The sequence below is a fragment of the Palleronia sp. THAF1 genome (genome assembly GCF_009363795.1).
Taxonomy (GTDB): Bacteria; Pseudomonadota; Alphaproteobacteria; order Rhodobacterales; family Rhodobacteraceae; genus Palleronia.
In genome coordinates this window covers 1,092,140-1,112,639 of record NZ_CP045420.1, presented here as the reverse complement: position 1 = coordinate 1,112,639, position 20,500 = coordinate 1,092,140, and the positions used below count along the sequence as shown (strand labels likewise).

Below are 20,500 nucleotides of genomic sequence, written 5' to 3'. Positions count from 1 at the left end.
ATCTGCCTACCCCCGAAACCGAGCCTGTCGTGTGCCACGGATACGAAGACCCGTCACCGCAAACAGGCTCCCCGCTTCGGGCTGTGGCTGCCCCTCTGTCAGACCAAGACTGAGCGAGGTGAAGTAGAGCGTATTCAGATCACGCCCGCCGAACTGCGGCTTGGTTGGTTTTTCGACCGGAACCTCGATGGTTTGCACGACCTCGCCTGCCGGAGAGATGCGATACAACTGCCAGCCCTCGATCCCCGCCTGCCAGTAATGTCCTTCGGCATCGACGGTGCCGCCATCGGGTCTGCCGGGCATGTCGCGCGTGTCCAGAAAGACTTGTGGCGGTCCCGGTGTGCCGGTGGTGGTGTCGTATTCGGCGGTGTAGATGGTGCGCACACGGGGATTGCTGTCGGACCAATACATCCGCCGCCCATCAACGGAAAACGCCAAGCCGTTCGTCGTCCAGAACCCGTCTTTCCACGCCGTGATTGAGCAATCCGGGTCCAGCCTGTAGAACGTGCCGCGCGCTTCCGGATCGCCGCCGTCCTTCATGCTGCCGGCCCAAAATCGGCCCTGAAGGTCCGTGCCACCGTCGTTGAAGCGGTTGTCCGGCAAGTGCGCTTCGGGGTCCGCGATATGCGTCCGTGCGTCCGTGTCCGGATCGTAGAACCAGAACCCCGACTTCGCCGCCAACACCAGCCCGCCCTGCTCGCGCACCGCCAAGCAGCCCACCGGCTCGCCGAAGTCATGCGTGGCATTGTCACCCGTTTCAGGGTCGAAGCGGTGGATCAGACCCGCCGCGATATCGACCCACCACAAGCACTGGTCCCGGTCGTCCCAAACGGCACCCTCGCCGATCAGGCTGCGGGTGGGTGCGACGCATGTGATCTGGATGCTCATCGTTCACCCTTGAAGACGCGCCGTTCCGATCCGTCGATATGGGCGATCATGGCCGCGCGGGCCGCCTTGGGATCGCGTGCTTCCAGGGCCGCAAGGATGGCGCGGTGCTCGGCGTTCATGTTCTGCCCGCCCAGCCGATAGCCGGTTCGTCCCAGCGAGCGGACGAACCTGCCCACGAACAGCCAGCTGGATTTCAACATGATCAAGGTTTCGCCAAGGAAGCGGTTGTCAGACAACATCGAAATGATGTGTGAAACTCAGCGTCCAACGCCGCCGTCGCCTGACCCGCTTCGATCCGCGTTTCGATCCCCTCCACGATGCTGCGCAGCGTGTCGATGTCGGCGGGCTGGACGTTTTGCGCCGCCCGTGCCGCACCCTCGGCCTCGATCACTTTTCTGAAAACGAAGTAGCCCGAGATATTGGCGACCGGGTCCAACGCCCCGTAGCCGGACGTCCGATCCCCCGGCCCGCTGTTGCCGAAAGATCCCGCCCCTTGCCGCGACTCGATAAGCCCCGTCTTCCTGAGCTTTGCCAAGGTTGACCGAACTACGGGTCGCGAGCAATCGTATTGCGCCGCAAGCTGTATTTCGTTGGGAAGCTTCTCACCCAGGCTGAACCTTCCCAGCCGGATATCATCCAACAAGCCGGAAAATACCCGGTCCTCCAATCGGGCTGGCCGAGAGGTGGAGTGTGCAGCGATGAATGGGTCGCGACCGTTCATTGTGCGACCCTAGCAAGGCCATGAATACCCTTACAAGTGAAGGTCAGTTGTTAAACAAGTGGAAGTGCCCCGTCGTATTTTCATCAATGTGTTGATTACGTTCAGGCCGACGACCGCTCTGGCTGGCCCGATTGGTCTTCGCAAAGCCGAATTCTAGATCGCCGACACCTAGAAGCGGTTCGCGGGGATCTTGAAGTAGCTGTTCCCGTCGGCTTCGGGTTTCGGCAAGCGCCCACCGCGCAGATTGACCTGCAAGGCGTGCAGCATCTGCTTGGGCAGGCCCAGCGTCGCGTCCCGCGCCTCTCTGATCTCGACGTATTTGTCTTCGGGCGTTCCGCCGCCAAGGTGTTTGTTCGACGCCTTCTGTTCACCGACCGTGCTCTCCCACGCGGGCTCTTCGCGGGTGTCTGTGCCGTAATCGTGGCCAATGAATATCCGGTAGTCATCCGGCAGGGATAGAATGGCCTGCATCGAGGCGTACAACTGCCGTGCCGATCCGCCCGGAAAATCACACCGCGCGGTGCCTGCGTCGGGCTGCATGAAGGTGTCATGCGCAAAGACCGCATCGCCGATGACGTAGGTGATCGACCCCAGTGTGTGCCCCGGTGACAGCATGACGCGCGCAGCGCACTCACCCACCTGGAACGTATCGCCATCGGTGAACAGCCGGTCGAAGTCCGCTGTCGTGTCGAACCCGTCCGGCATGTTGTACAGATCGCGCCACAGGACAGCGATATCCGCCACCTTCTCTCCGATGGCCGTTTGTTTGCCTGTCTTTTCCTTCAGCGTAGCCGATGCCATCAGGTGATCGGCATGGGGATGCGTGTCGAGGATCCACTCCAACTCCAGCCCCTCGCGTTCGATATAGTCCAGCGCCCAATCGGCGTGTTCGGTCGAGGTTCGCGCGGCGGCCGCATTGAAGTTCAGCACGACGTCGATCAGCGCGGCCTTTTTGGTGGCCTCGCAGATCGCGATATACTGGATCGAGCCGGACACAGGCTCGTAGAACCCAACGACGCGTGGACTGCCCGGACCGGTCGACGGGCTGGTTTTTGTGAACATGTCCATGGGACCCTCTTGTATCATTGTATTGCGGATTTGGATGACGCACCGGCCAGTTCGGACCAGGCATCGTATTGGCTGAGGAAAACGCGACCGTTGAGCGCGTCCAGAAAGTGGGTCGTCTGCAGGCGGTCCATGACCGGGCCTTTGACCTCTGACAGGTGAAACCCGATCCCAAGATCGGTCAGCCTTCTGTTCACGGCCTCCAGACTTTCCAGCGCGGAAAAGTCGATGCTGTTCACCGCCGGGCACATCAGCACCACATGCCGAAGGGTGCTATCGTCCGCCACACGATCCTGGATCAACGTCTCCAGAAACTGCGCGTTCACGAAATACAGGCTTTCGTCGATGCGGATCGTCAGAAGTCTCGGGCAGGTTTGCACGTCGTGGCGGTCGATGTTGCGGAAATGATGGGTGCCGGGCACGAGGCCAACGATGGCAACGTGCGGCTTCGACGTCTTGATCAGGTGCAACAGCAAAGACACGACGACACCGGTCGCCACGCCGATCTCGACGCCTGCGCCCAGTGTCAGCAGGATCGTGATCGCAACGGCAGCGAAGTCGGCCCCCGCGTAGGACCACGTGCGGCGCAGTATCGACAGGTCCACCAGACCCAGCACAGCCACGATGATCGTTGCGGCAAGCGTGGCTTTCGGCAGATAGAAGACCAGCGGCGTCAGGAAGGCCGCGGCGAGTGCCAGTCCAAGAGCGGTGTATGCGCCCGCCGCTGGCGTTTCGGCGCCCGCGTCGTCGTTCACCGCCGAACGCGCGAAACCGCCAGTCACCGGGTAGCCGCCGGTGAAGGCGGCGCCAAGGTTGGCCGCTCCCAGACCGATGAGTTCCTGGTTCGGGTTGATCCGCTCGCGGCGTTTCGCGGCCAGGGTCTGCGCGACAGAGATCGACTCGACGAAGCCGATGATCGAGATCAGGATCGCCGGGATCAACAACTGCCGGATCAGGTCGGGCGACAGGCCCGGCAGGGTCAGCGGTGGCAGCCCCTTCGGCACATCGCCCACAACAGAGACGCCTGCGTCGTTCAGGGAAAACAACCAGACGACGACAGTCGTGGCGATGACGGCGAACACAGGGCCAGCCTTCGTTGCGATATCGGCGGCCCTTGCGGGAACGCCCCTGCCCCGCAGCGCAGTCTTCATGCCGCGCCGAACCCAGAACAGGAAGGCGGTGGCCGCAATGCCGATCGCAAGCGTGTAAGGATTGGTCTGGCCGATATTCGCGGCAAGCGATCCGACCATCTCGATCAGGGTGTGTCCCTCAGCCTCGACGCCAAGGATATGGCGCAGTTGCGAGGCTGCGATCAGGATGCCGGAGGCGGTGATGAACCCGGCGATGACCGGGTGGCTCAGGAAGTTGGCCAGCATCCCCAGCCGGAAGACGCCCAGAAGGACGAGAAAGCCGCCCGACAGCCCAGCCAACGTCAGCGCGGCAACTGCGTACCCGGCCGTCCCTTGCTCTGCCACCTGACCCACAGCGCTCGCCGTCAAAAGCGACACGACCGCAACCGGCCCGACCGCCAGCGCTCGCGAGGTGCCGAAGATCGCATAAAGGATGATCGGCAGGATCGAGGCGTAGATCCCGGCCTGCGGTGGCAACCCGGCCAGAAGCGCGTAGGCCAGCGATTGCGGGATCAGCATGATCGTCACGATGACCGCCGCCAACGCATCGTTCCCGAAGGCCTGACCGGTGTAACGGCGGCCCCAGTCCAGAATGGGAAGATATCTGCGCAGCATCGGCGTTACCGTACTTTTTGTTGGCCCCAAAGAACCGGCGGCTGAACCGCCGATTCGGCAATCATGCCCGCTCTGTCGGCGCATCCTGCGTTGCAAGGCCCGGCGCGGCCAGCCATTCATGCCCTTTCAGCATGCCCTGCCAGTAAATCGGTGGAAGCACCTGTGCCTTGAGCAGCCACGCGAGGCGCGTGGGCTTGGAGCCGTCCAGAACCCATTTCGGAAAGCTCGGCTTCAGGGTGCCGCCGTAGCCGAACTCTGCCAGCACGATCTTGCCCCGCTCGACGGTCAGCGGGCAGGACCCGTAGCCGTCGTAGGCGGCGACCGCCGATCCGCCCTTGATGTCGGCCACGATATTCTCGGCCACAGTCGGTGCTTGCTTGCGGGCTGCTGCCGCCGTCTTGGCGTTCGGCGCGTTCATCACGTCGCCAAGGCTCCAGATGTTGTCATAAGTTTTGTGCCGCAGCGTGTGCTGGTCTACATCCACCCATCCCGCTGCATCGGCCAAGCCAGAGACCCGGATGAAATCCGGAGCGGTCTGCGGTGGACACACGTGCAGCATGTCGAACGCGATCTCGCGGGTGGTCGCCTTTTCGCCCTCCTTCGACACCTTGAAGGTCGCCGTCTTGGCAGGGCCGTCCACGGCGATCAGATTGTGGAAGAAGTCCAATGAGGCATCGTATTTGCGCACGTAGTCCATCAGCGCGGGCACGTATTCCTTCACCCCGAACAGCACGCCGCCCGCGTTCGCAAAGTGAATGTCGATGTCCTTCAGACGCCCCTTGCGGTGCCAGTGATCCGCCGACAGATACATCGCCTTCTGCGGAGCGCCCGCGCATTTGATCGGCATGGGCGGCTGGGTAAAGACTGCCGTTCCATCCCGCATCTCCTGCACCAGTTGCCAAGTGTAGGGCGCAAGATCGTAACGGTAGTTTGACGTAACGCCGTTGCGCCCGAGCGTCTCGCTCAGCCCCTCGACAGCATTCCAGTCCAGCTTCAGTCCGGGGCAGACGACAAGACGGTCGTAGGTCACAACCCGGCAGCCTTCCAAGACGACGGCGTTGTTCTCCGGCTCGAACGCCGCCACCGCGCCCTTGATCCAGGTCACGTCCTTGGGGATCAGCGCGCCCATCGTCTTGGCGGTCTGGTCTGCCGTGAAGATACCCGCGCCCACCATCGTCCAGCCGGGCTGGTAGTAGTGAACCTCTGCCGGCTCGACCACAGCGATGGAAAGGCTCGGTCGACGCGATTTCAAGGAGGCCGCCGTCGAAATACCCGCAGCCCCTCCGCCGACGATGACGACGTCATACTTCGCCTCGCCCGGATCCGTTGGCACGCGCCCTCCGTTCGCGATCCGCCGCGCCACACCGTTCAAATCGAAACCGGCTGCTTGCCCTTTGGCCAGGATCTCCGGCATGGGGCGCTCGCCCGCCTCGCTCAGCGCCCACAGCGTGGCAGACCGTGTGCCGCTGCGGCAGTGGGCGTAGATCGGCGACGGCATCTCGCGCAGCGCAGTCTTGAACGCCATCACATCGTCATCGGAGACCTTCCCTGCCTCGATCGGTATGTGGCGAGTCTCCAACCCCTCAGCGCGAGCGGCGGCCTCGATCTCGGCGTAGCCGGGCTGATCTGCGCTTTCTCCATCCGGGCGATTGACGATGATGGACCGAAAGCCCTTCGCCTTCAGGTCGGCCACGTCGCTCGGAGCAATTTGCGGTCCGACCGAAATCCGATCGGTAAGGGTTTTCACGTCCATGGTCTTATCCTCCCGATAGCATGGCGGCGGTGTCGACCAACGCTAAGACCATTTGCGTCCACTGTGGAAATTGACTTTGCAGCGAGCCGTGATCGTATATATCGATAACCGATGACAACATTCAGACAGCTTCGCTTCCTCGCTGCCTTGGACGAGGTACTCAATTTTTCCCAAGCGGCGGGCTTGTGCAATGTCACGCAATCCACCTTTTCTACCGGGATCAAAGAGCTGGAAGACGGACTTGGCGTTCAGGTCGCCGAACGAACGCGCCAAAGCGTTTCGATGACACCCGTCGGCGCTGATTTGGCCGCCCGAGCGCGTGAGATACTGGCCTCCGTCGCGGATCTGGAGGATCACGCAGCGTGCGAGGCCGGGACCGGCGGTAGTCTTTTGCGCATGGGCGTCATCCCGACAGTCGGACCGTTCGTTTTGCCCCGTGCCCTACCACTTGTCCGAGAACGGCTACCGGGCTTGCAGATTTCCTTGCGCGAAGAACTGACCGATCCGCTTTTGGACGCCCTTATTGCGGGCCGTCTGGACATGGTTCTGATGGCGTTGCCGCACGCCATTCCCGCCCAAATCGAGACGATGTTCCTGTTCGAGGACAACTATCACCTTGCGACGCACCTGGATCACCCCCTTGCCAATTCCGGCGTCGTCGAGGGCGAGGATCTGAAGGACCGCCGCCTTCTGCTTCTGGACCGCGGGCATTGCCTGCAACGCCACGCCCTGTCCGCGTTTCCCGAGGCCTTGCTGAGCGAAGATCAAAGTTTCGCTGCCACGTCCCTGCCGACGCTTGCCGCCATGGTAGAAGAGGATTTGGGCATCACGCTTTTGCCTGATCTGGCGATCGCGGCCGGGGCCGTGAACGGACACCGGCTTTCGCTGGCACCCCTGCGCGGTGCGCGGCCCCGCGACGTGGTCATCGCGTGGCGCAAAAGCTCTGCCAGGTCCGAGATTTTCGCCCGGATCGGAGCCTGCCTGACCGAAGCCCGCGACAGGCTGTTCGCGGAATCGGCGTTGGATAGCTAGACCAAGTGGCGCGGGTTGTTCGGTTCAGCTTGCGGCGTCGTTCTGAGATAGATTGTCGGGCTCGATCAGGACCAACGCCCCGCGATGTTGCACCACCGCGCGAGACAGGGTGCAGGCGTCGGCAATGGCTTCGGCGATGGTCTTGCCTTTCGCCATGCCAGCAAAGACCCCAGCGTTGAAGCTGTCGCCCGCCGCCGTGGTATCGACGACCTGCGCCACAGGCTCGACCGGCACGTCGCCCCGCGTGCTGCCTTCCACGTACAGAACACCGTCCGCGCCGTTCTTCACGATGACCGTCTTGGCCCCGGCCCCCAGGTAGCGATCTGCCGTCGCCTGCGGATCGGAATCGTCGAACCAGTCGGACTCGTCTTCGAACGAGGGCAGGACAACATCGCTAACAGTAGCGGCCTGCATGATCGCGGTCGTCATCTCTATGTCGGAGGCCCATAGCTTCGGGCGCAGGTTGGGATCGAAGGCGATGGTGCTGCCCGCGGCGCGGGCCTGTCGCAAAACATTCAGCAACGGCTCCCGGCGGTCGGATGGCAAAACGCCCAACGTAATTCCCGAGAAGTAGATCATGTCCGCCCCTGCCACCGCGCGGGTCAGGGCCGATGGATCGTCCGCCAATGTCCGCGCGGCGGATTGGCCGCGCCAGTAGGCGAAGCTGCGCTCTCCATCCTTCAGCGAGATCATGTAAAGGCCGATTGTTCGGTTTGAAGCCGTCTGGACATGGCTCACGTCGATCCCGGCGTCGCGCATGAAGTCCGTCATCTGGCCAGAGATCGCATCGTCCCCGACTGCCGTTACGTAGGACACCTGCGCGTCGGGCGTGCAGCGGGCCAGATACCACGCGGTGTTGAACGTATCGCCCGCAAAGCCCAACCGGAACTCTCCGGTGGTGTCGGTCGGGGCCAATTCGGCCATACATTCGCCGATGATGGAAAAACGCATGGTGCGGGCCTTCGCTCTACTGAAATCGGGGCGACAATACCCCTTGCCGCACTCTCTGCGAATACCAAGACGGTGGCGATCATGTCGATGTCAGTGACGGACATAAAAGCCGTGCCGTCCACGAAAAGACCATTGCCATCCCTAAACCCGCCCCTACATACCGACCAACGGTCTGTAAATGAGTTCCCAGCATGGCGTTGAAAATCGAGACAAAGGCGGTTCGGAAACGAATGGCGCCGGAAGATCGGCGCGAGGCGATCCTGGATGCGGCACAGTCGCTGTTCACGCAGCGCGGCTGGGAGGCGGTAACCATCGCCGATGTGCTGGACGCTGCGGAAATCTCGAAAGGCGGTTTCTACCATCACTTCACGGCCAAGGAAGATCTGCTGACCGGCATCGTGATGCGCTCGACCGAGCATGCGATCCGCGTTTCCGAAACCGCTCGCCGCGAAGCGTCCGGTAATGCCTTGGCCAAATTCAACGCCTTCGTCGCGGGCTCTGTACGCTGGAAGACCGACAATCTTGACGAGATGCGCCTTTTCACGGACGTGCTTGCGAAACCGGGCAACGATATCCTGTATCGGCGCATCTTCGACGCCACAGCCGAAGCGATCGTTCCGGTACTGGAAGACCTTGTTTCGGCTGGCATTGCGGACGGGTCCTTCAATGTGGCCGATGCCCGTCTGACGGCAGAGGTGATCGTGGGCCTGTTACTTGGACGTCGGCAGGTTCTGGAAGACGCGGTGACGCAAGCGGCCACTGGAAATCTGGATCAAGCAACCCGCCTTCTGAACGACCGGATGCAGGCGGAAGGTGCGATCTGTGACAGGCTGCTGGGCCTGCCAGAAGGCAGCGTCATTCTGTCAAGCGCAGAAGACCAACGCCGAATGCTGATCGGTCTGACACCGGACCGAAACGCCAAGAATGACGCGGACGCAAAGCGCCGCCTGAAGGAACAACCTTATGACTGAGAATTCGGAAACGCTGGACTTCAAGGCAGACAAGGGAGCATCGCGCGCGACGTGGATTGCCTCCGCACTGGTGATCGCAATCGTGGGCTGGATGGGTAGTGGCTACATCCTGCCATCGGAAGAGGCGCAGCAGGCCCCGACCGACGATGCCCGCGTCACCCCTGTTGCCGTGTCGGTCATGGAATCGGCGGTCGAACCCGTCACGCTGTTTTTCCGGGCCGAAGGGCAGGCCCAGCCGGATCGAGACACGCAAGTCCGTGCAGAGGCTTCGGGTGATGTGGCCGAAGTGCTGGTGTCCAAGGGTGAAGACGTCGCCGACGGTGACGTTATCGCCCGCCTGTCAACGACCAGCGCCGAAGCCAACCTGACCCGCGCGCGTGAGGATCGGACCCGCGCACAGCGCGAGTTCGACAACGCGTCCGAGTTGCTGGACCGCGGCGTCGCCACAGTTGACCGCGTGGCCGAGGCCCGCGCCGCCCTTGCTGCCGCCCAGGCGGCCCTGACCACTGCGGAGGACAGCCGCGACTCGCTGGAAATCGTCGCCCCCTTCGCCGGACGCATCGAGACGCTGACGCTTGATCCCGGTGAGTTCGTACAAGCGGGCGCAGAGGTCGGTCGCATCGTCGACAACCGCCCCCTGACCGTGGCCATTCAGGTGCCGCAACAGGCCTTGAACCGCATTCAGAATGGGCAAGACGCAACAGTCACCTTCATCACCGGCGAGGAAAGGCAGGGCACCGTCAGTTTCGTGGGCACCTCCGCCAACTCTGAAACACGCACGTTTCTGGCCGAAATCACCGTCGCCAACGAAGACGGCGCGATCCCGGCGGGCATCTCGGCAGAGATCAACATCCCGACGGGTCAGGCGCAGGCACACTTCGTGCAACCCTCGACCGTGTCGCTCAGCCCAGAGGGGCGTTTGGGCGTGAAGACCGTGGACACTGAAGACCGCGTCGTCTTCAATCCGATAGAGATCGTGCGCGCCGAAATCGACGGCATCTGGGTCACTGGCCTGCCTGACGCGGCGCAGATCATCACCGTCGGCCAAGGCTTCGTGAATACCGGCGAGACTGTCGATCCCTCTCCGGCTGACAACTCTGTCTTGGCGGAGGCAGGCCAATGAACACGATCATCGACGCAGTCTTCTCGCGCAGCCGGGTCGTGATGATGGCTCTGCTGGTGATCCTTGGCGTGGGGGCCATCGCCTACGTCTCGATCCCGAAGGAAGCCAACCCAGAGGTGCCTTTGCCGCTGGTCTATGTCTCGACGGGATTGGACGGTATCAGCCCTACTGATGCCGAACGCCTGCTGATCGAGCCGATGGAGACAGAGTTCGCGGCGCTGACCGGGTTGGACAAGATGACCGCAAGCGCGGGCGAAGGCTATGCCAACGTGCAGTTGGAGTTCACACCCGGCGGCGACATCGACGAGGCGCTCGACAAGGTGCGCGAAGCGGCAGACCGCGTTGAGGGTGACTTGCCCGAAGACGCCTATGACCTGTCGATCACAGAGATCAACACGGCGCTGTTCCCGATTATCACCGCCATCATCTCTGGCCCAGTGCCCGAACGCACGCTGAACAGCCTGGCCGATGATGCGCAGGAAGCCATCGAAGGCGCGCCGGGCGTGCTGGAAGTCGATATCGGCGGCTCGCGCGACGAGTTTTTGGAGGTGCTGATCGACCCGACAGTTTTCCAGACTTACAATCTGTCTTTCGACGAGCTGATCAACCAGCTGCAGCGCAACAACCGCCTGATCGCCGCCGGGGCCATCGAAACCGGCGGCGGGCGCGTGGTGCTGAAGGTGCCGGGGCTGATCGAGGATTTGCAGGATGTCATGGACATCCCCGTGAAGGTGCGCGGCGCAACCGTGGTCACCTTCGGCGATGTGGCAACGATCCGGCGCACGTTCGAGGACCCGACCGGTTTTGCCCGTATCGAGGGCCAGCCCGCCTTGGCCTTGGAGGTCAAGAAACGCTCTGGCGCCAATATCATCGACACCGTCGCCGGGGCGAAAGCCGCGCTTGAAGAGTTGCGCGCCGATTGGCCCGACAGTGTCGAGGTCACATATCTTCAGGACCAGTCCGAACAGGTGGAAACCCTGCTGTCAGATCTGGAGGCGAACGTCATCGCTGCCGTGATCCTTGTGATGATCGTGATCGTCTATGCGCTGGGGGTCCGGTCTGCGATTCTTGTCGGCCTTGCCATTCCCGGAGCGTTCCTTGCGGGCGTCACGGCCTTGTGGGCAATGGGCTTCACCATGAACATCGTCGTTCTGTTCTCACTGATCCTTGTGGTCGGGATGCTGGTGGACGGGGCCATCGTCACGGTCGAATTGGCCGACCGTCGTCTACAAGATGGCGCAACCCCGCGCGAGGCTTATGCCCATGCCGCGAAGCGCATGGCCTGGCCCGTCATCGCCTCCACGGCAACGACCCTTTCGGTCTTCTTTCCGCTACTGTTCTGGACCGGAATGGTGGGCGAATTCATGAAGTTCCTGCCGATCACCGTGATCCTGACGCTTTTCGCGTCGCTCTTCATGGCGCTGATCTTCATCCCCGTCCTCGGTGGCCTGATCGGCAAACGACAGCCCCAGACCGCAGAGGCGAAGCGCGCCCTGCACGCAGCAGAGTTCGGCGATCCACGTCACATCGGTGGACTGACGGGGGCCTATGTTCGCGTGCTGGAATGGGCGATCCTGCGGCCCGGTGCCACTGCCCTTCTGGCGCTGGCGTTGCTGCTGGGTGGCTTCGGGCTTTACGGCCAACTCGGCAAGGGCGTGACGTTCTTCCCCTCGGTCGAGCCCGAATTCATGCAGGTGCAGGTCCGAGCGCGGGACAACTTCTCTATCTATGAGCGCGACGCGTTGGTGCGGCAGGTCGAAGACCGTCTGCTGAGCTACGACGAAGTGGCGACAGTCTACGCCCGATCCACCATGAGCGCGGGACAGGGAGACGAGGAGACCATCGGCACCCTGCAGTTGGAGCTGATCGACTGGGACACGCGACGTACGGCGGCGCAAATCGGCGAAGACATCCGCGAAGACGTCTCCGACATCGCCGGGATCGACGTGCAGGTGCAGACCGAAAGCGGCGGCCCGACAAGCGGCAAGCCGGTGAACCTGCAAATCGCGGCGCGCAATCCGGGTGTGCAGGCCGAAGCGGTCGAACGGGTGCTGGGCATCATGGAGCGGATCGGCGGCTTTACCGATGTCACCGACACTCGTCCCCTTCCGGGCGTCGAAGTCTCGATCCTCGTCGACCGGGCGGAAGCCGCGCGCTTCGGCGCCGACGTCAGTTTGCTGGGCCAAGCCGTGCAGCTTCTGACCCAGGGCATCGCCGTGGCTGACTATCGCCCCTCTGACGCCGATGGCGAGTTGGACATCCGCGTGCGGTTCCCCGCAGAAGAGCGGTCCCTGTCAGAGCTGAACAACCTGCGTGTGCCGACGACCGCCGGACTGGTCCCGATCTCTAACTTCGTGACCTTCGCCCCCAGCGAACGCACCGGCACGATCACCCGCATCGACGAACAACGGGTCGTCTCGATAGAAGCGAACGTCGCACCGGGTCTGCTTGTGAACGATCAGGTCACCGCGCTGCAATCCGCGCTAGACAGTGCCGACCTGCCCGATGGCGTCAGCTACAGTTTCGCCGGCGAGGCAGAAGACCAGGCAGAGACGATGGCTTTTCTTGGCGGTGCCTTCGCCGCCGCGATCTTCCTGATGCTTGTGATCCTGGTCCTACAGTTCAACAACTTCTACCAAGCCTTCGTGGTGATGAGCGCCATCGTCTTCTCTGTCGGCGGCGTCCTTCTGGGACTGATCATCACCGGGCGGCCCTTCGGCGTGGTCATGGGCGGTATCGGGGTAATCGCGCTGGCGGGGATCGTGGTGAACAACAACATCGTGCTGATCGACACCTACAACGACCTGAAGAAGTCCGGCATGTCCCCGCGAGAGGCAGCACTTCGGACCGGCGCGCAGCGATTGCGTCCCGTGATGCTGACCTCGATCACAACGGCGCTGGGCCTGCTGCCGATGGTCCTCGGTGCGAACCTGAACTTCTTCACGCGCGACATCGTGTTTGGCGCGCCATCCACGCAATACTGGACCGAACTCTCCAGCGCCATCGTCGGGGGCCTTGTGGTCGCCACACTTCTGACGCTGATCCTGACACCCGCGATGTTGATGCTGGGCGAGCGGAAGCAGAAGAAGGATGCGACGATGGACGGCCCATCCACTGACGCTGTGCAGGCCTGAACGGATGCGGCGACCGTGTGTAAGGCTCGGGCATTCCCCTACAGCGGGCGATCGTCGTGCTGGTCCGACAGGGCGCGCGCCTGATCGCCTGCCGGGTCGTCGTATTGGCTGGACCGGATCGTCCAGACGGAGGTCGCCAGCCGTGCCATGCGCAAAGTGATGGATACACCCTTCAGACCGCCCGACAGAAGCACCACATCCGCCGCGTTGCGCGCGGCATAGAGTGCGGTGCCGGGCGCGATGCTGGCGTGGGCAGCGGCAAGGCTGCGCCACGTAATGGTCCGCACATCTGGACGTGACCTGCCTGACCGCCGCCGCCATGGGCGTGTCGACCTTCGTCGCGCCGGACATGGTCGTCGTCGCCCCGGCCCTGCATGATGATGACGCGCAGGCGTTGGAAGATGTGCAGACGCGCGTCGAACAGCAGCTGACGGGGGAGGCGTTCGGCTGGTCGGTGGACGCCCGCGCGATCTACGGCGCAGATGTCGCGCGACGGATCGCGCAAACCAATCGCTGCGCCGATCTGGCGGTGCTGGCAGCGTCCGGCCCGGAACCGTCGGGCCTGATGCAAGGCGTTTTGGAGGCGATGCTTTACAACAGTCGCGTGCCGGTCTTGCTGGTCCCCGATGGGACGAAGTCGGCTGGAGCGGCACGGCATTTCGGCCCCGGTCGTGGGCCTGATCCGCAACGGCAAACGGATCGCAGAGACTCTGGCGAACCACGCCCAATGATCTCGATCAATGCGCGGTAGGTGTTTCCCCTGAAATCTATCCGCATGACACATGCCCCTCTCAGAACCGCTCTGCTGACCGCGCGCGTGCCGCGCTACACCAGCTATCCGCCCACCGACCGCTTTACCGACGCAGTAAGTGGGCGACGAAATCCGAGTGGCTGGCCGCCGTGCCTGCAGGGGACACCGTATCGCTATACGTTCAAGTCTCCTTCTGCCGCAGGCTGTGCTGGTTCTGCGCCTGCCGCACACAGGGCACGCGCAACGATGCGCCGCTGGATCGCTACCTAGACCATCTGGAAACGGAAATCGCGCTGACGCGGGCGCAGCTTCCCGATGATCTGACCGTCTCGGCCCTGCATCTGGGCGGCGGCACCCCAACGCTTCTGTCCCCTGACCGGATCGCACGTCTGGCCATCATGATCCGCGAGCATTTCACCATCGACGGTTGCGAAGTCGCGGTCGAGATCGACCTAACCGAATGCGACACCGCACGCATCGACGCATTGGTGGATTTAGGCCTGACGCGCGCCTCTATCGTCGTGCAGGATTTCGATCCCCTCGTGCAAACCGCCATCGGACGCGATCGATCCGAAGAAGAGACACGGCAAACCGTTCAGACCCTGCGCGGACGCGGCATAAGCAGCATCAACTCCGATCTGCTTTATGGCCTGCCGCATCAGACCGAACCAAGACTGAAGCGCACCTTGCAGCAGGTTGTCGATATAGGACAGGATCGTCTGGCCCTTTACGGTTACGCCCATGTGCCATGGGTCGCGCGACGCCAGAAGCTGATCCCGCAGGCCGCCTTGCCCTTTCCAGCGAAACGGCTGGAACTGGCAGAAATGGCGCGCGCCTTGCTGACGGACGCCGGATACGTTCCGGTCGGCATCGACCACTTCGCAAGGCTGGACGATTCGATGGCCAAGGCCGCGCAAACGGGATCGCTTCGTCGAAATTTCCAAGGCTACACCACCGATACGGCGGCGACGCTTGTGGGTATTGGCCCTTCTGCCGTGTCGCGCTTTCGGCAGGGCTACGCTCAGAACGCGCCCGCGACAGAGAAATGGCAGCGCCTCGTGTCCGAAGACCAGATTCCAGGGGCGCGCGGCATCGCGTTGACGCAAGCCGACGCGACGCTCGCCAGCCTGATCGAGCGCCTCATGTGCTGCGCGGACGTGGACTTCGCAGACGCCCCACCCGAACTGGCCGCCGCTGCACTGACCTTCCTGAGGCAATACCCCGAAGCAGGGCGAGTCGAGGGAACGACGCTACGGCTTCTGGACCGCCGCGCCGCCCGTCTGCTGGCGCACACGCTGGAAACGGGGTCGAGCACGATTGCAGAGGGAGAGCGGCGCTACAGTCAGGCGAGCTGACGCTTCGCGATCCAGGTCAGTCCGCCAGACACCCCGCCAGCGTGCCCGCCAGATTGCGCAACATCTGCGGATACAGCCCCGGCCCCGGCTCAAGGTCGGAGCCCAGCGGATCAAGGATCGCTGTTCGGGCCGTCGATCCGTCCATGACCGCTTGGACAAGGCCGGGATTGAACTGCGGCTCGGACAATACGCAGGCCACATTCTGCGCGACGATCTGCGCCTGAACATCCGCGATGCGCGCCGGGCTGGGGTCAGAGGCGTCGGATAGTGAGATCGCACCCGACGCCGCCAGGTCGAAAGAGGTCTCAAAATACTGATAGGCGTCGTGGAACAAGATAAAATTGCGGTCTCGCACCGGGGCGAGCGTCGCGTCGATCTCTGCCACCATCGCGGCGATCTCTTCGCGCCCCGCGGTCGCGTTCGCAAGATAGGCATCTGCGTTGTCCGGATCGACGGCGGAGAGGTCTGCAGCGATCACGTTCAGCCACACGGCGGCGTTGTCGGGGGATAGCCATGCATGGGGATCAGCACCCGCGTGGTCGTGGTCATCGTGGTCTTGGTGCGCGTCGTGATCATCATGTTCTTCGTGATCTTCATAATCATGCGCGTCGAACGACGCACCTTCGCGGAACGAAAGCTCTGTCGATCCCTCCGCACCCAGAAGCGCCGTTGCCGTAGCATCGCTGGCCAACGTGTTGATGGCGCTTTCAAGCCATGGGGTCAGGTTCGGACCGACCCAGAACACGAGGTCAGCATCCTGCAACGCACGCGCCTCGGACGGGCGCAGGTTGTACTCGTGGGGGCTCGCGCCTGCCGCTACGATCAACGACGGCGCACCGACATCTTGCATGACGCGCGCGACCAGCGAATGAATCGGGGCGATGTCGACGGTAACGTTCGGCGCGTCGGCCAAAGCCGTGCCCGCCATAAGAGACGCCGCGATCGAGATAGGGTAGAGCTTGCTGGACATTCGCGCGCCTTTGTGACTATATAACATTTCCTCGCATTACGGGAAACAATATAACATGACAAGTGGCGATCCAGCGAAGACCGACCCGGTCGGGTTCGAAACCCACGACCACGCTGGCTGTATCTCTACCGCCATCAATGCGGCGGAAGCCCATTGCGACGCGCAGGGTCTGCGGTTCACGCCCGTGCGTCGCAAGACGCTGGAGATATTGCTGCAAGATCACCGCGCGCTGGGCGCCTATGACATGTTGGACCGCCTGCGCGATGCGGGCTTCGGATCGCAGCCGCCCGTCGCCTATCGCGCGTTGGAGTTTCTGGTCGCGAACGGTTTTGCCCACCGGATCGAGCGCCTGAATGCATTCGTCGCCTGCGCCCACCCCGGCGCACCCCACGCCCCTGCCTTCATGATCTGCCGCCTGTGCGACTCGGTCGCCGAAGCACGCTCGGGCGATGGGCGCGGCGCTCTGGGCAAGGCCGCCGAGGCCACCGGGTTCCAGATCGAACGGACGGTATTGGAAGCCGAAGGCGTCTGCCCCTCTTGCGCGGAACAGGCCAACGCATGAGCCTTGTCGCGGTCGAGAATATCAGCGTCGGCTACGGCGCGAAGACGGTGTTGCGCGATGTGTCGTTCATTATCGAACCCGGTGAGATCGTGACCATCGTCGGACCGAACGGTTCGGGCAAGACCACGCTCCTGCGCGCGCTGATCGGCGCGATGAAGCCCACGCGTGGCAGGATTGTACGGCGGCAAGGTCTACGCTTGGGCTATGTGCCGCAGACGCTGCACATCGACCCCACTTTACCGCTAACGGTAGAGCGGTTCCTCGCCCTTCCCGGACGCCCCGACCGCACTGCCTGCGCGCAAGCGCTGGAGCGGGCGGGTGTACCCGACCTGAGCCGTCGGCAGATGTCGCGCCTGTCGGGCGGGCAGTTTCAACGTGTCCTGCTGGCGCGTGCGCTGATCGAAAAGCCCGACATTTTGCTGCTGGACGAGGCAACGCGCGGGCTGGACCAACCCGGTTCAGCTGCCTTCTACCTTCAGATCGAGGAAGTGCGGCGCGAGACTGGCTGTGCGGTGCTGATGATCAGCCACGAACTGCACGTCGTCATGAGCGCGTCCGACCGGGTGATTTGCTTGAACGGCCACGTCTGCTGCGAAGGCACGCCAGAGATCGTGTCGGCGGCCCCGGAATACCGCGCCTTGTTCGGCACCGGAACGGGCGGCGCTTTGGCGCTGTACCGCCACGACCATGACCACGCGCACGATGAAAACTGCGATCATTCGCACGCGAAGACCGAGGCGGCAGAGTGATGCTGGACGATTTCATGACCCGCGCAACGCTGGCCGGTATCGGTGTCGCGATCGCCTCTGCCCCGCTGGGCAGCTTCGTGGTCTGGCGGCGGATGGCCTATTTCGGCGACGCGACCGCCCACGCCGCGATCCTTGGCATCGCCCTGTCGCTGGCGCTTCAGATCTCGATCTTCGCGGGAGCGGTCGCCGTGGCATTGGCGATGGCGCTTGCGGTCACGTTCCTGAGCGGGCGGGGCTACGCCATGGACACCTTGCTGGGGGTTCTGGCCCATTCGGCGCTGGCGTTCGGACTGGTTGCGGTATCGTTCCTGCAAGGCGTCCGCATCGACCTGATGGCCTATCTCTTCGGCGACATCCTTGCCGTCTCGCGCGTCGATCTGGCGGTGATCGGGGGCGGCGCGCTTGTGGTCGTCGGACTGATCGCGTGGCGGTGGTCCGCGCTTCTGACCGCGACGCTCAGCGACGAGCTGGCCCACGCCAGCGGCATCGATCCCAAGCGAGAGCAACTGATCCTGACCGTGGCGCTGGCGATCACGGTCGCAGTCGCCATCAAGGTCGTGGGCGTCATCCTGATCGCCGCGATGCTGATTATCCCCGCCGCCGCCGCCCGACCGCTGGCGCGCACGCCGGAACAAATGGCCATCGCGGCGGCAGTGATCGGCGGCATGGCGGCGGTTCTGGGGCTACGTTCGGCCTACATCTTCGACACGCCCGCCGGTCCGTCCATCGTTTGCGTGGCTGCCATTGCGTTCGTCTGCACCAGTGCGTGGCAGTGGATGCGTTCGGCCTTGGGTCACGCAGAGTAGATCAGTCGGCCTGCACGACCCTGAACGGGGTGTCGAAGGTATATTCCTCAAGGTTTGCGCCCTCGCCGATCCGGTCCACCACCGCGAATAGACCCAATCCGCCCAGCGGGGTCAGCACGCCATGCCAGACGCCCCGATGCAGATTGATCCCCTGCCCCGGCGCCGTAACGAAGGCGCGCGGCGCGTCGGGTGTGCCGTCACGGTCGGCAGCGACGATCACTAGGAATGGATCGGCGGACATCGGGATAAAGGCCTGACTGCCCAGTGGATGCCGTTCCATCAGCGGGCAGTCGTAGGGCAGCGTCACCGTCTCGCTTTGGAAGATGCTGATCCCCGCCTGCCCGTCTGCGAAGTCCAACTGCGCGCGGTCGTGGAAGCGACCGCAACGACCCGCGTTGATCAACTTGTCGGGTGCGCCCGTCGCCGCCAGCACGTCGCCGAAAGACGCGAAGGCGTCCGCCGTCAGCGACTCTGTATGGATGATCTCGCTCATGCGAACTTCTCTGCCAGCCGCAGTTCGGCGATGCGTTCGACCTGACGGCAAGCTTCCGCGAACTCGGTGGCGCGGTCGTTTTCGATCCGCCGATGGAAGGCGGCCATGATCGATGCCTTGTCGTGATCCCGCACGGCGATGATGAACGGAAAGCCGTGTTTGTCGACGTATTGCGCGTTCAGGCGCTGGAAGGTCTCCCGTTCCGCGTCGGTCAGCAGGTCAAGCCCGGCGCCTGCCTGCTCGGACGTGCTTTCGGCGGTCAGCTGACCAGCCGCCGCCAGCTTGCCCGCAAGGTCGGGGTGCGCCGTCAGGACGCCAAGGCGTGCGTCGTCATCCGCCGCGCGGAACACCCGGCACAGCGCAAGGTGAACGCCCGCCGCCGTGTCGTAGGTAGGGCCAAGGTCCAGATCATAGGCCCCTTCTGCGATCCATGGCGAATGCTCGAAGATGCCGCCGTATTCGGCAACGAAGGTCTCGCGGCTCATGTCCGATGGCCGCTGCCCCGTTGGCGCGGGATGCGTGGCCGCCCAGTGATCCGCAATCTGCTCGCGCGTCGCGAACCAGACGCCGTCGTGCCCCCGCATGTAGTCCAACGCGCGCTGCAACGCCGCCGCCCGTCCCGGACGCCCCGCGATGCGGCAATGCAATCCGATGGACATCATCTTCGGCGCGCCCGCCTGACCTTCGGCGTAGAGCACATCGAAGCTGTCGCGCAGGTAGCTTTCGAACTGGTCGCCTGACGTGAACCCCGCCTGAATGGCGAAACGCATGTCGTTGCAGTCCATGGTGTAGGGCACGATCAGCTGATGGCCGTCGCCCACTGGTTGCCAATAGGGCAGATCGTCGGCGTAGCTGTCGGCGACATAGGCAAAGTCGCCCTCTTCCGATGCCAGCCGCACCGTGTTCATGGAACAGCGACCAGTGTACCAGCCGCGCGCGGGCTGGCCGACGACTTCCGTGTGCAGCCGGATCGCCTCGGCGATCTGGGCGCGCTCTTCGTCCTCGGACATGTCCTTGTGTTCGATCCACTTCAGCCCGTGGGATGCGATCTCCCATCCGGCGCGCTTCATCGCGGCCAGTTGCTCGGGCGCACGGGCCAAGGCGGTGGTCACGCCGTAAACGGTTATCGGCATGTCCTGCAGCATTCGGTGCAAACGCCAGAACCCGGCACGGCTGCCGTACTCATACAGCGTTTCCATGTTCCAGTGCCGCTGACCGGGCCAGGCGGAGGCGCCGGTGATCTCTGACAGGAACGCCTCTGACGCGGCATCGCCGTGCAGGATGTTGTTCTCGCCGCCCTCTTCGTAGTTCAGCACGATCTGCACGGCGATCTTTGCGCCTTCGGGCCAGGCAGCGTGGGGCGGATGTGCCCCGTATCCAGTCATGTCGCGGGGATAGCGGTTCATGGTTTCATCGGCTCCTTGCAGTCTG

The 20,500-nt window shown here is 63.3% G+C and carries 20 protein-coding genes and 1 pseudogene; 9 read left to right on the top strand and 12 right to left on the bottom strand.

Annotated features, from left to right (window positions below):
* Positions 1 to 6 precede the first annotated feature (6 nt).
* The 7 genes and pseudogenes from FIU81_RS05575 to FIU81_RS05550 form a co-directional block, all read right to left on the bottom strand.
* On the bottom strand, positions 7 to 888 hold the full coding sequence (locus tag FIU81_RS05575; RefSeq protein WP_124112584.1) for an SMP-30/gluconolactonase/LRE family protein: 882 nt from the start codon (positions 886 to 888) through the stop codon (positions 7 to 9).
* The gene (locus FIU81_RS05570) at positions 885 to 1,088 is read right to left on the bottom strand and encodes an FCD domain-containing protein (protein ID WP_172971407.1); all 204 of its coding nucleotides are present in this window, start codon (positions 1,086 to 1,088) and stop codon (positions 885 to 887) included. The genes FIU81_RS05575 and FIU81_RS05570 overlap by 4 nt, the downstream gene beginning before the upstream one ends.
* 2 nt (positions 1,089 to 1,090) lie before the next feature.
* Positions 1,091 to 1,423 carry a FadR/GntR family transcriptional regulator gene (locus FIU81_RS16940; protein WP_254696011.1) on the bottom strand — a complete coding sequence of 111 codons (333 nt, stop codon included), beginning with the start codon at positions 1,421 to 1,423 and terminating at the stop codon, positions 1,091 to 1,093.
* 3 nt (positions 1,424 to 1,426) lie between these two features.
* A pseudogene (locus FIU81_RS17150) lies at positions 1,427 to 1,609 on the bottom strand (GntR family transcriptional regulator); the annotation flags it as partial.
* 168 nt (positions 1,610 to 1,777) lie between these two features.
* Positions 1,778 to 2,677, bottom strand: coding sequence for an MBL fold metallo-hydrolase (locus FIU81_RS05560; RefSeq protein WP_124112582.1), 900 nt, complete (start codon positions 2,675 to 2,677; stop codon positions 1,778 to 1,780).
* A gap of 14 nt (positions 2,678 to 2,691) precedes the next feature.
* On the bottom strand, positions 2,692 to 4,419 hold the full coding sequence (locus FIU81_RS05555; protein ID WP_124112581.1) for a SulP family inorganic anion transporter: 1,728 nt from the start codon (positions 4,417 to 4,419) through the stop codon (positions 2,692 to 2,694).
* A gap of 61 nt (positions 4,420 to 4,480) precedes the next feature.
* On the bottom strand, positions 4,481 to 6,172 hold the full coding sequence (locus tag FIU81_RS05550; RefSeq protein ID WP_124112580.1) for a bifunctional protein tyrosine phosphatase family protein/NAD(P)/FAD-dependent oxidoreductase: 1,692 nt from the start codon (positions 6,170 to 6,172) through the stop codon (positions 4,481 to 4,483).
* Between the two features lie 111 nt (positions 6,173 to 6,283).
* Here FIU81_RS05550 and FIU81_RS05545 point away from each other — a divergent pair, with 111 nt between their 5' ends.
* Positions 6,284 to 7,204 (top strand): hydrogen peroxide-inducible genes activator, encoded by a 921-nt coding sequence (locus tag FIU81_RS05545; RefSeq protein ID WP_124112579.1) that lies wholly within the window; start codon positions 6,284 to 6,286, stop codon positions 7,202 to 7,204.
* 24 nt (positions 7,205 to 7,228) lie between these two features.
* Here the strand turns inward: FIU81_RS05545 and FIU81_RS05540 are convergent, their stop codons facing one another.
* On the bottom strand, positions 7,229 to 8,155 hold the full coding sequence (locus FIU81_RS05540; protein ID WP_124112578.1) for a sugar kinase: 927 nt from the start codon (positions 8,153 to 8,155) through the stop codon (positions 7,229 to 7,231).
* A 191-nt stretch (positions 8,156 to 8,346) separates the two neighbouring features.
* On the opposite strand from FIU81_RS05540, the gene FIU81_RS05535 reads away from it, so the two are divergent.
* The 3 genes from FIU81_RS05535 to FIU81_RS05525 are packed head-to-tail and all read left to right on the top strand — an operon-like array spanning position 8,347 to position 13,383.
* Positions 8,347 to 9,126, top strand: coding sequence for a TetR/AcrR family transcriptional regulator (locus FIU81_RS05535; protein WP_254696010.1), 780 nt, complete (start codon positions 8,347 to 8,349; stop codon positions 9,124 to 9,126).
* Entirely contained in the window at positions 9,119 to 10,249 is a 1,131-nt protein-coding gene (locus FIU81_RS05530; protein WP_124112577.1) for an efflux RND transporter periplasmic adaptor subunit, read from the top strand. The genes FIU81_RS05535 and FIU81_RS05530 overlap by 8 nt, the downstream gene beginning before the upstream one ends.
* On the top strand, positions 10,246 to 13,383 hold the full coding sequence (locus tag FIU81_RS05525) for an efflux RND transporter permease subunit (protein ID WP_124112576.1): 3,138 nt from the start codon (positions 10,246 to 10,248) through the stop codon (positions 13,381 to 13,383). The genes FIU81_RS05530 and FIU81_RS05525 overlap by 4 nt, the downstream gene beginning before the upstream one ends.
* Before the next feature lie 38 nt (positions 13,384 to 13,421).
* Here FIU81_RS05525 and ccoS read toward each other — a convergent pair whose 3' ends face one another.
* On the bottom strand, positions 13,422 to 13,670 hold the full coding sequence (gene ccoS, locus FIU81_RS17080; RefSeq protein WP_320414793.1) for a cbb3-type cytochrome oxidase assembly protein CcoS: 249 nt from the start codon (positions 13,668 to 13,670) through the stop codon (positions 13,422 to 13,424).
* Between the two features lie 8 nt (positions 13,671 to 13,678).
* On the opposite strand from ccoS, the gene FIU81_RS05515 reads away from it, so the two are divergent.
* Together FIU81_RS05515 and FIU81_RS05510 are read left to right on the top strand one after the other, a co-directional pair.
* Positions 13,679 to 14,134, top strand: coding sequence for a hypothetical protein (locus FIU81_RS05515; protein ID WP_124112575.1), 456 nt, complete (start codon positions 13,679 to 13,681; stop codon positions 14,132 to 14,134).
* A gap of 149 nt (positions 14,135 to 14,283) precedes the next feature.
* The gene (locus FIU81_RS05510; RefSeq protein ID WP_172971405.1) at positions 14,284 to 15,489 is read left to right on the top strand and encodes a radical SAM protein; all 1,206 of its coding nucleotides are present in this window, start codon (positions 14,284 to 14,286) and stop codon (positions 15,487 to 15,489) included.
* Between the two features lie 16 nt (positions 15,490 to 15,505).
* Here FIU81_RS05510 and FIU81_RS05505 read toward each other — a convergent pair whose 3' ends face one another.
* Positions 15,506 to 16,459, bottom strand: a complete 954-nt coding sequence (locus FIU81_RS05505; protein ID WP_124112573.1) for a zinc ABC transporter substrate-binding protein — start codon at positions 16,457 to 16,459, stop codon at positions 15,506 to 15,508.
* 55 nt (positions 16,460 to 16,514) lie between these two features.
* On the opposite strand from FIU81_RS05505, the gene FIU81_RS05500 reads away from it, so the two are divergent.
* From FIU81_RS05500 to FIU81_RS05490, 3 genes are read left to right on the top strand one after another with little or no spacing between them, the layout of a single operon-like run.
* Positions 16,515 to 17,021 carry a transcriptional repressor gene (locus FIU81_RS05500; RefSeq protein WP_124112572.1) on the top strand — a complete coding sequence of 169 codons (507 nt, stop codon included), beginning with the start codon at positions 16,515 to 16,517 and terminating at the stop codon, positions 17,019 to 17,021.
* Complete coding sequence (locus FIU81_RS05495) at positions 17,018 to 17,770, top strand: metal ABC transporter ATP-binding protein (RefSeq protein ID WP_124112571.1); 753 nt, start codon at positions 17,018 to 17,020, stop codon at positions 17,768 to 17,770. The genes FIU81_RS05500 and FIU81_RS05495 overlap by 4 nt, the downstream gene beginning before the upstream one ends.
* Entirely contained in the window at positions 17,770 to 18,576 is an 807-nt protein-coding gene (locus tag FIU81_RS05490; protein WP_124112570.1) for an iron chelate uptake ABC transporter family permease subunit, read from the top strand. The genes FIU81_RS05495 and FIU81_RS05490 overlap by 1 nt, the downstream gene beginning before the upstream one ends.
* 1 nt (position 18,577) lies before the next feature.
* Here FIU81_RS05490 and FIU81_RS05485 read toward each other — a convergent pair whose 3' ends face one another.
* Positions 18,578 to 19,069 (bottom strand): ureidoglycolate lyase, encoded by a 492-nt coding sequence (locus FIU81_RS05485; RefSeq protein ID WP_124112569.1) that lies wholly within the window; start codon positions 19,067 to 19,069, stop codon positions 18,578 to 18,580.
* Positions 19,066 to 20,475, bottom strand: coding sequence for an allantoinase PuuE (puuE, locus tag FIU81_RS05480; protein WP_124112568.1), 1,410 nt, complete (start codon positions 20,473 to 20,475; stop codon positions 19,066 to 19,068). The genes FIU81_RS05485 and puuE overlap by 4 nt, the downstream gene beginning before the upstream one ends.
* Between the last annotated feature and the right edge of the window lie 25 nt (positions 20,476 to 20,500).

Excerpts from the sequence above, each read along its gene's own strand:
- FIU81_RS05575 (WP_124112584.1), bottom strand. The coding sequence starts at position 888 with ATGAGCATCCAGATCACATGCGTCGCACCCACCCGCAGCCTGATCGGC.
- FIU81_RS05570 (WP_172971407.1), bottom strand. The coding sequence starts at position 1,088 with ATGTTGAAATCCAGCTGGCTGTTCGTGGGCAGGTTCGTCCGCTCGCTG.
- FIU81_RS05560 (WP_124112582.1), bottom strand. The coding sequence starts at position 2,677 with ATGGACATGTTCACAAAAACCAGCCCGTCGACCGGTCCGGGCAGTCCA.
- FIU81_RS05555 (WP_124112581.1), bottom strand. The coding sequence starts at position 4,419 with ATGCTGCGCAGATATCTTCCCATTCTGGACTGGGGCCGCCGTTACACC.
- FIU81_RS05550 (WP_124112580.1), bottom strand. The coding sequence starts at position 6,172 with ATGGACGTGAAAACCCTTACCGATCGGATTTCGGTCGGACCGCAAATT.
- FIU81_RS05545 (WP_124112579.1), top strand. The coding sequence starts at position 6,284 with ATGACAACATTCAGACAGCTTCGCTTCCTCGCTGCCTTGGACGAGGTA.
- FIU81_RS05540 (WP_124112578.1), bottom strand. The coding sequence starts at position 8,155 with ATGCGTTTTTCCATCATCGGCGAATGTATGGCCGAATTGGCCCCGACC.
- FIU81_RS05535 (WP_254696010.1), top strand. The coding sequence starts at position 8,347 with ATGGCGTTGAAAATCGAGACAAAGGCGGTTCGGAAACGAATGGCGCCG.
- FIU81_RS05530 (WP_124112577.1), top strand. The coding sequence starts at position 9,119 with ATGACTGAGAATTCGGAAACGCTGGACTTCAAGGCAGACAAGGGAGCA.
- FIU81_RS05525 (WP_124112576.1), top strand. The coding sequence starts at position 10,246 with ATGAACACGATCATCGACGCAGTCTTCTCGCGCAGCCGGGTCGTGATG.
- FIU81_RS05505 (WP_124112573.1), bottom strand. The coding sequence starts at position 16,459 with ATGTCCAGCAAGCTCTACCCTATCTCGATCGCGGCGTCTCTTATGGCG.
- FIU81_RS05500 (WP_124112572.1), top strand. The coding sequence starts at position 16,515 with ATGACAAGTGGCGATCCAGCGAAGACCGACCCGGTCGGGTTCGAAACC.
- FIU81_RS05495 (WP_124112571.1), top strand. The coding sequence starts at position 17,018 with ATGAGCCTTGTCGCGGTCGAGAATATCAGCGTCGGCTACGGCGCGAAG.
- FIU81_RS05490 (WP_124112570.1), top strand. The coding sequence starts at position 17,770 with ATGCTGGACGATTTCATGACCCGCGCAACGCTGGCCGGTATCGGTGTC.
- FIU81_RS05485 (WP_124112569.1), bottom strand. The coding sequence starts at position 19,069 with ATGAGCGAGATCATCCATACAGAGTCGCTGACGGCGGACGCCTTCGCG.
- puuE (WP_124112568.1), bottom strand. The coding sequence starts at position 20,475 with ATGAACCGCTATCCCCGCGACATGACTGGATACGGGGCACATCCGCCC.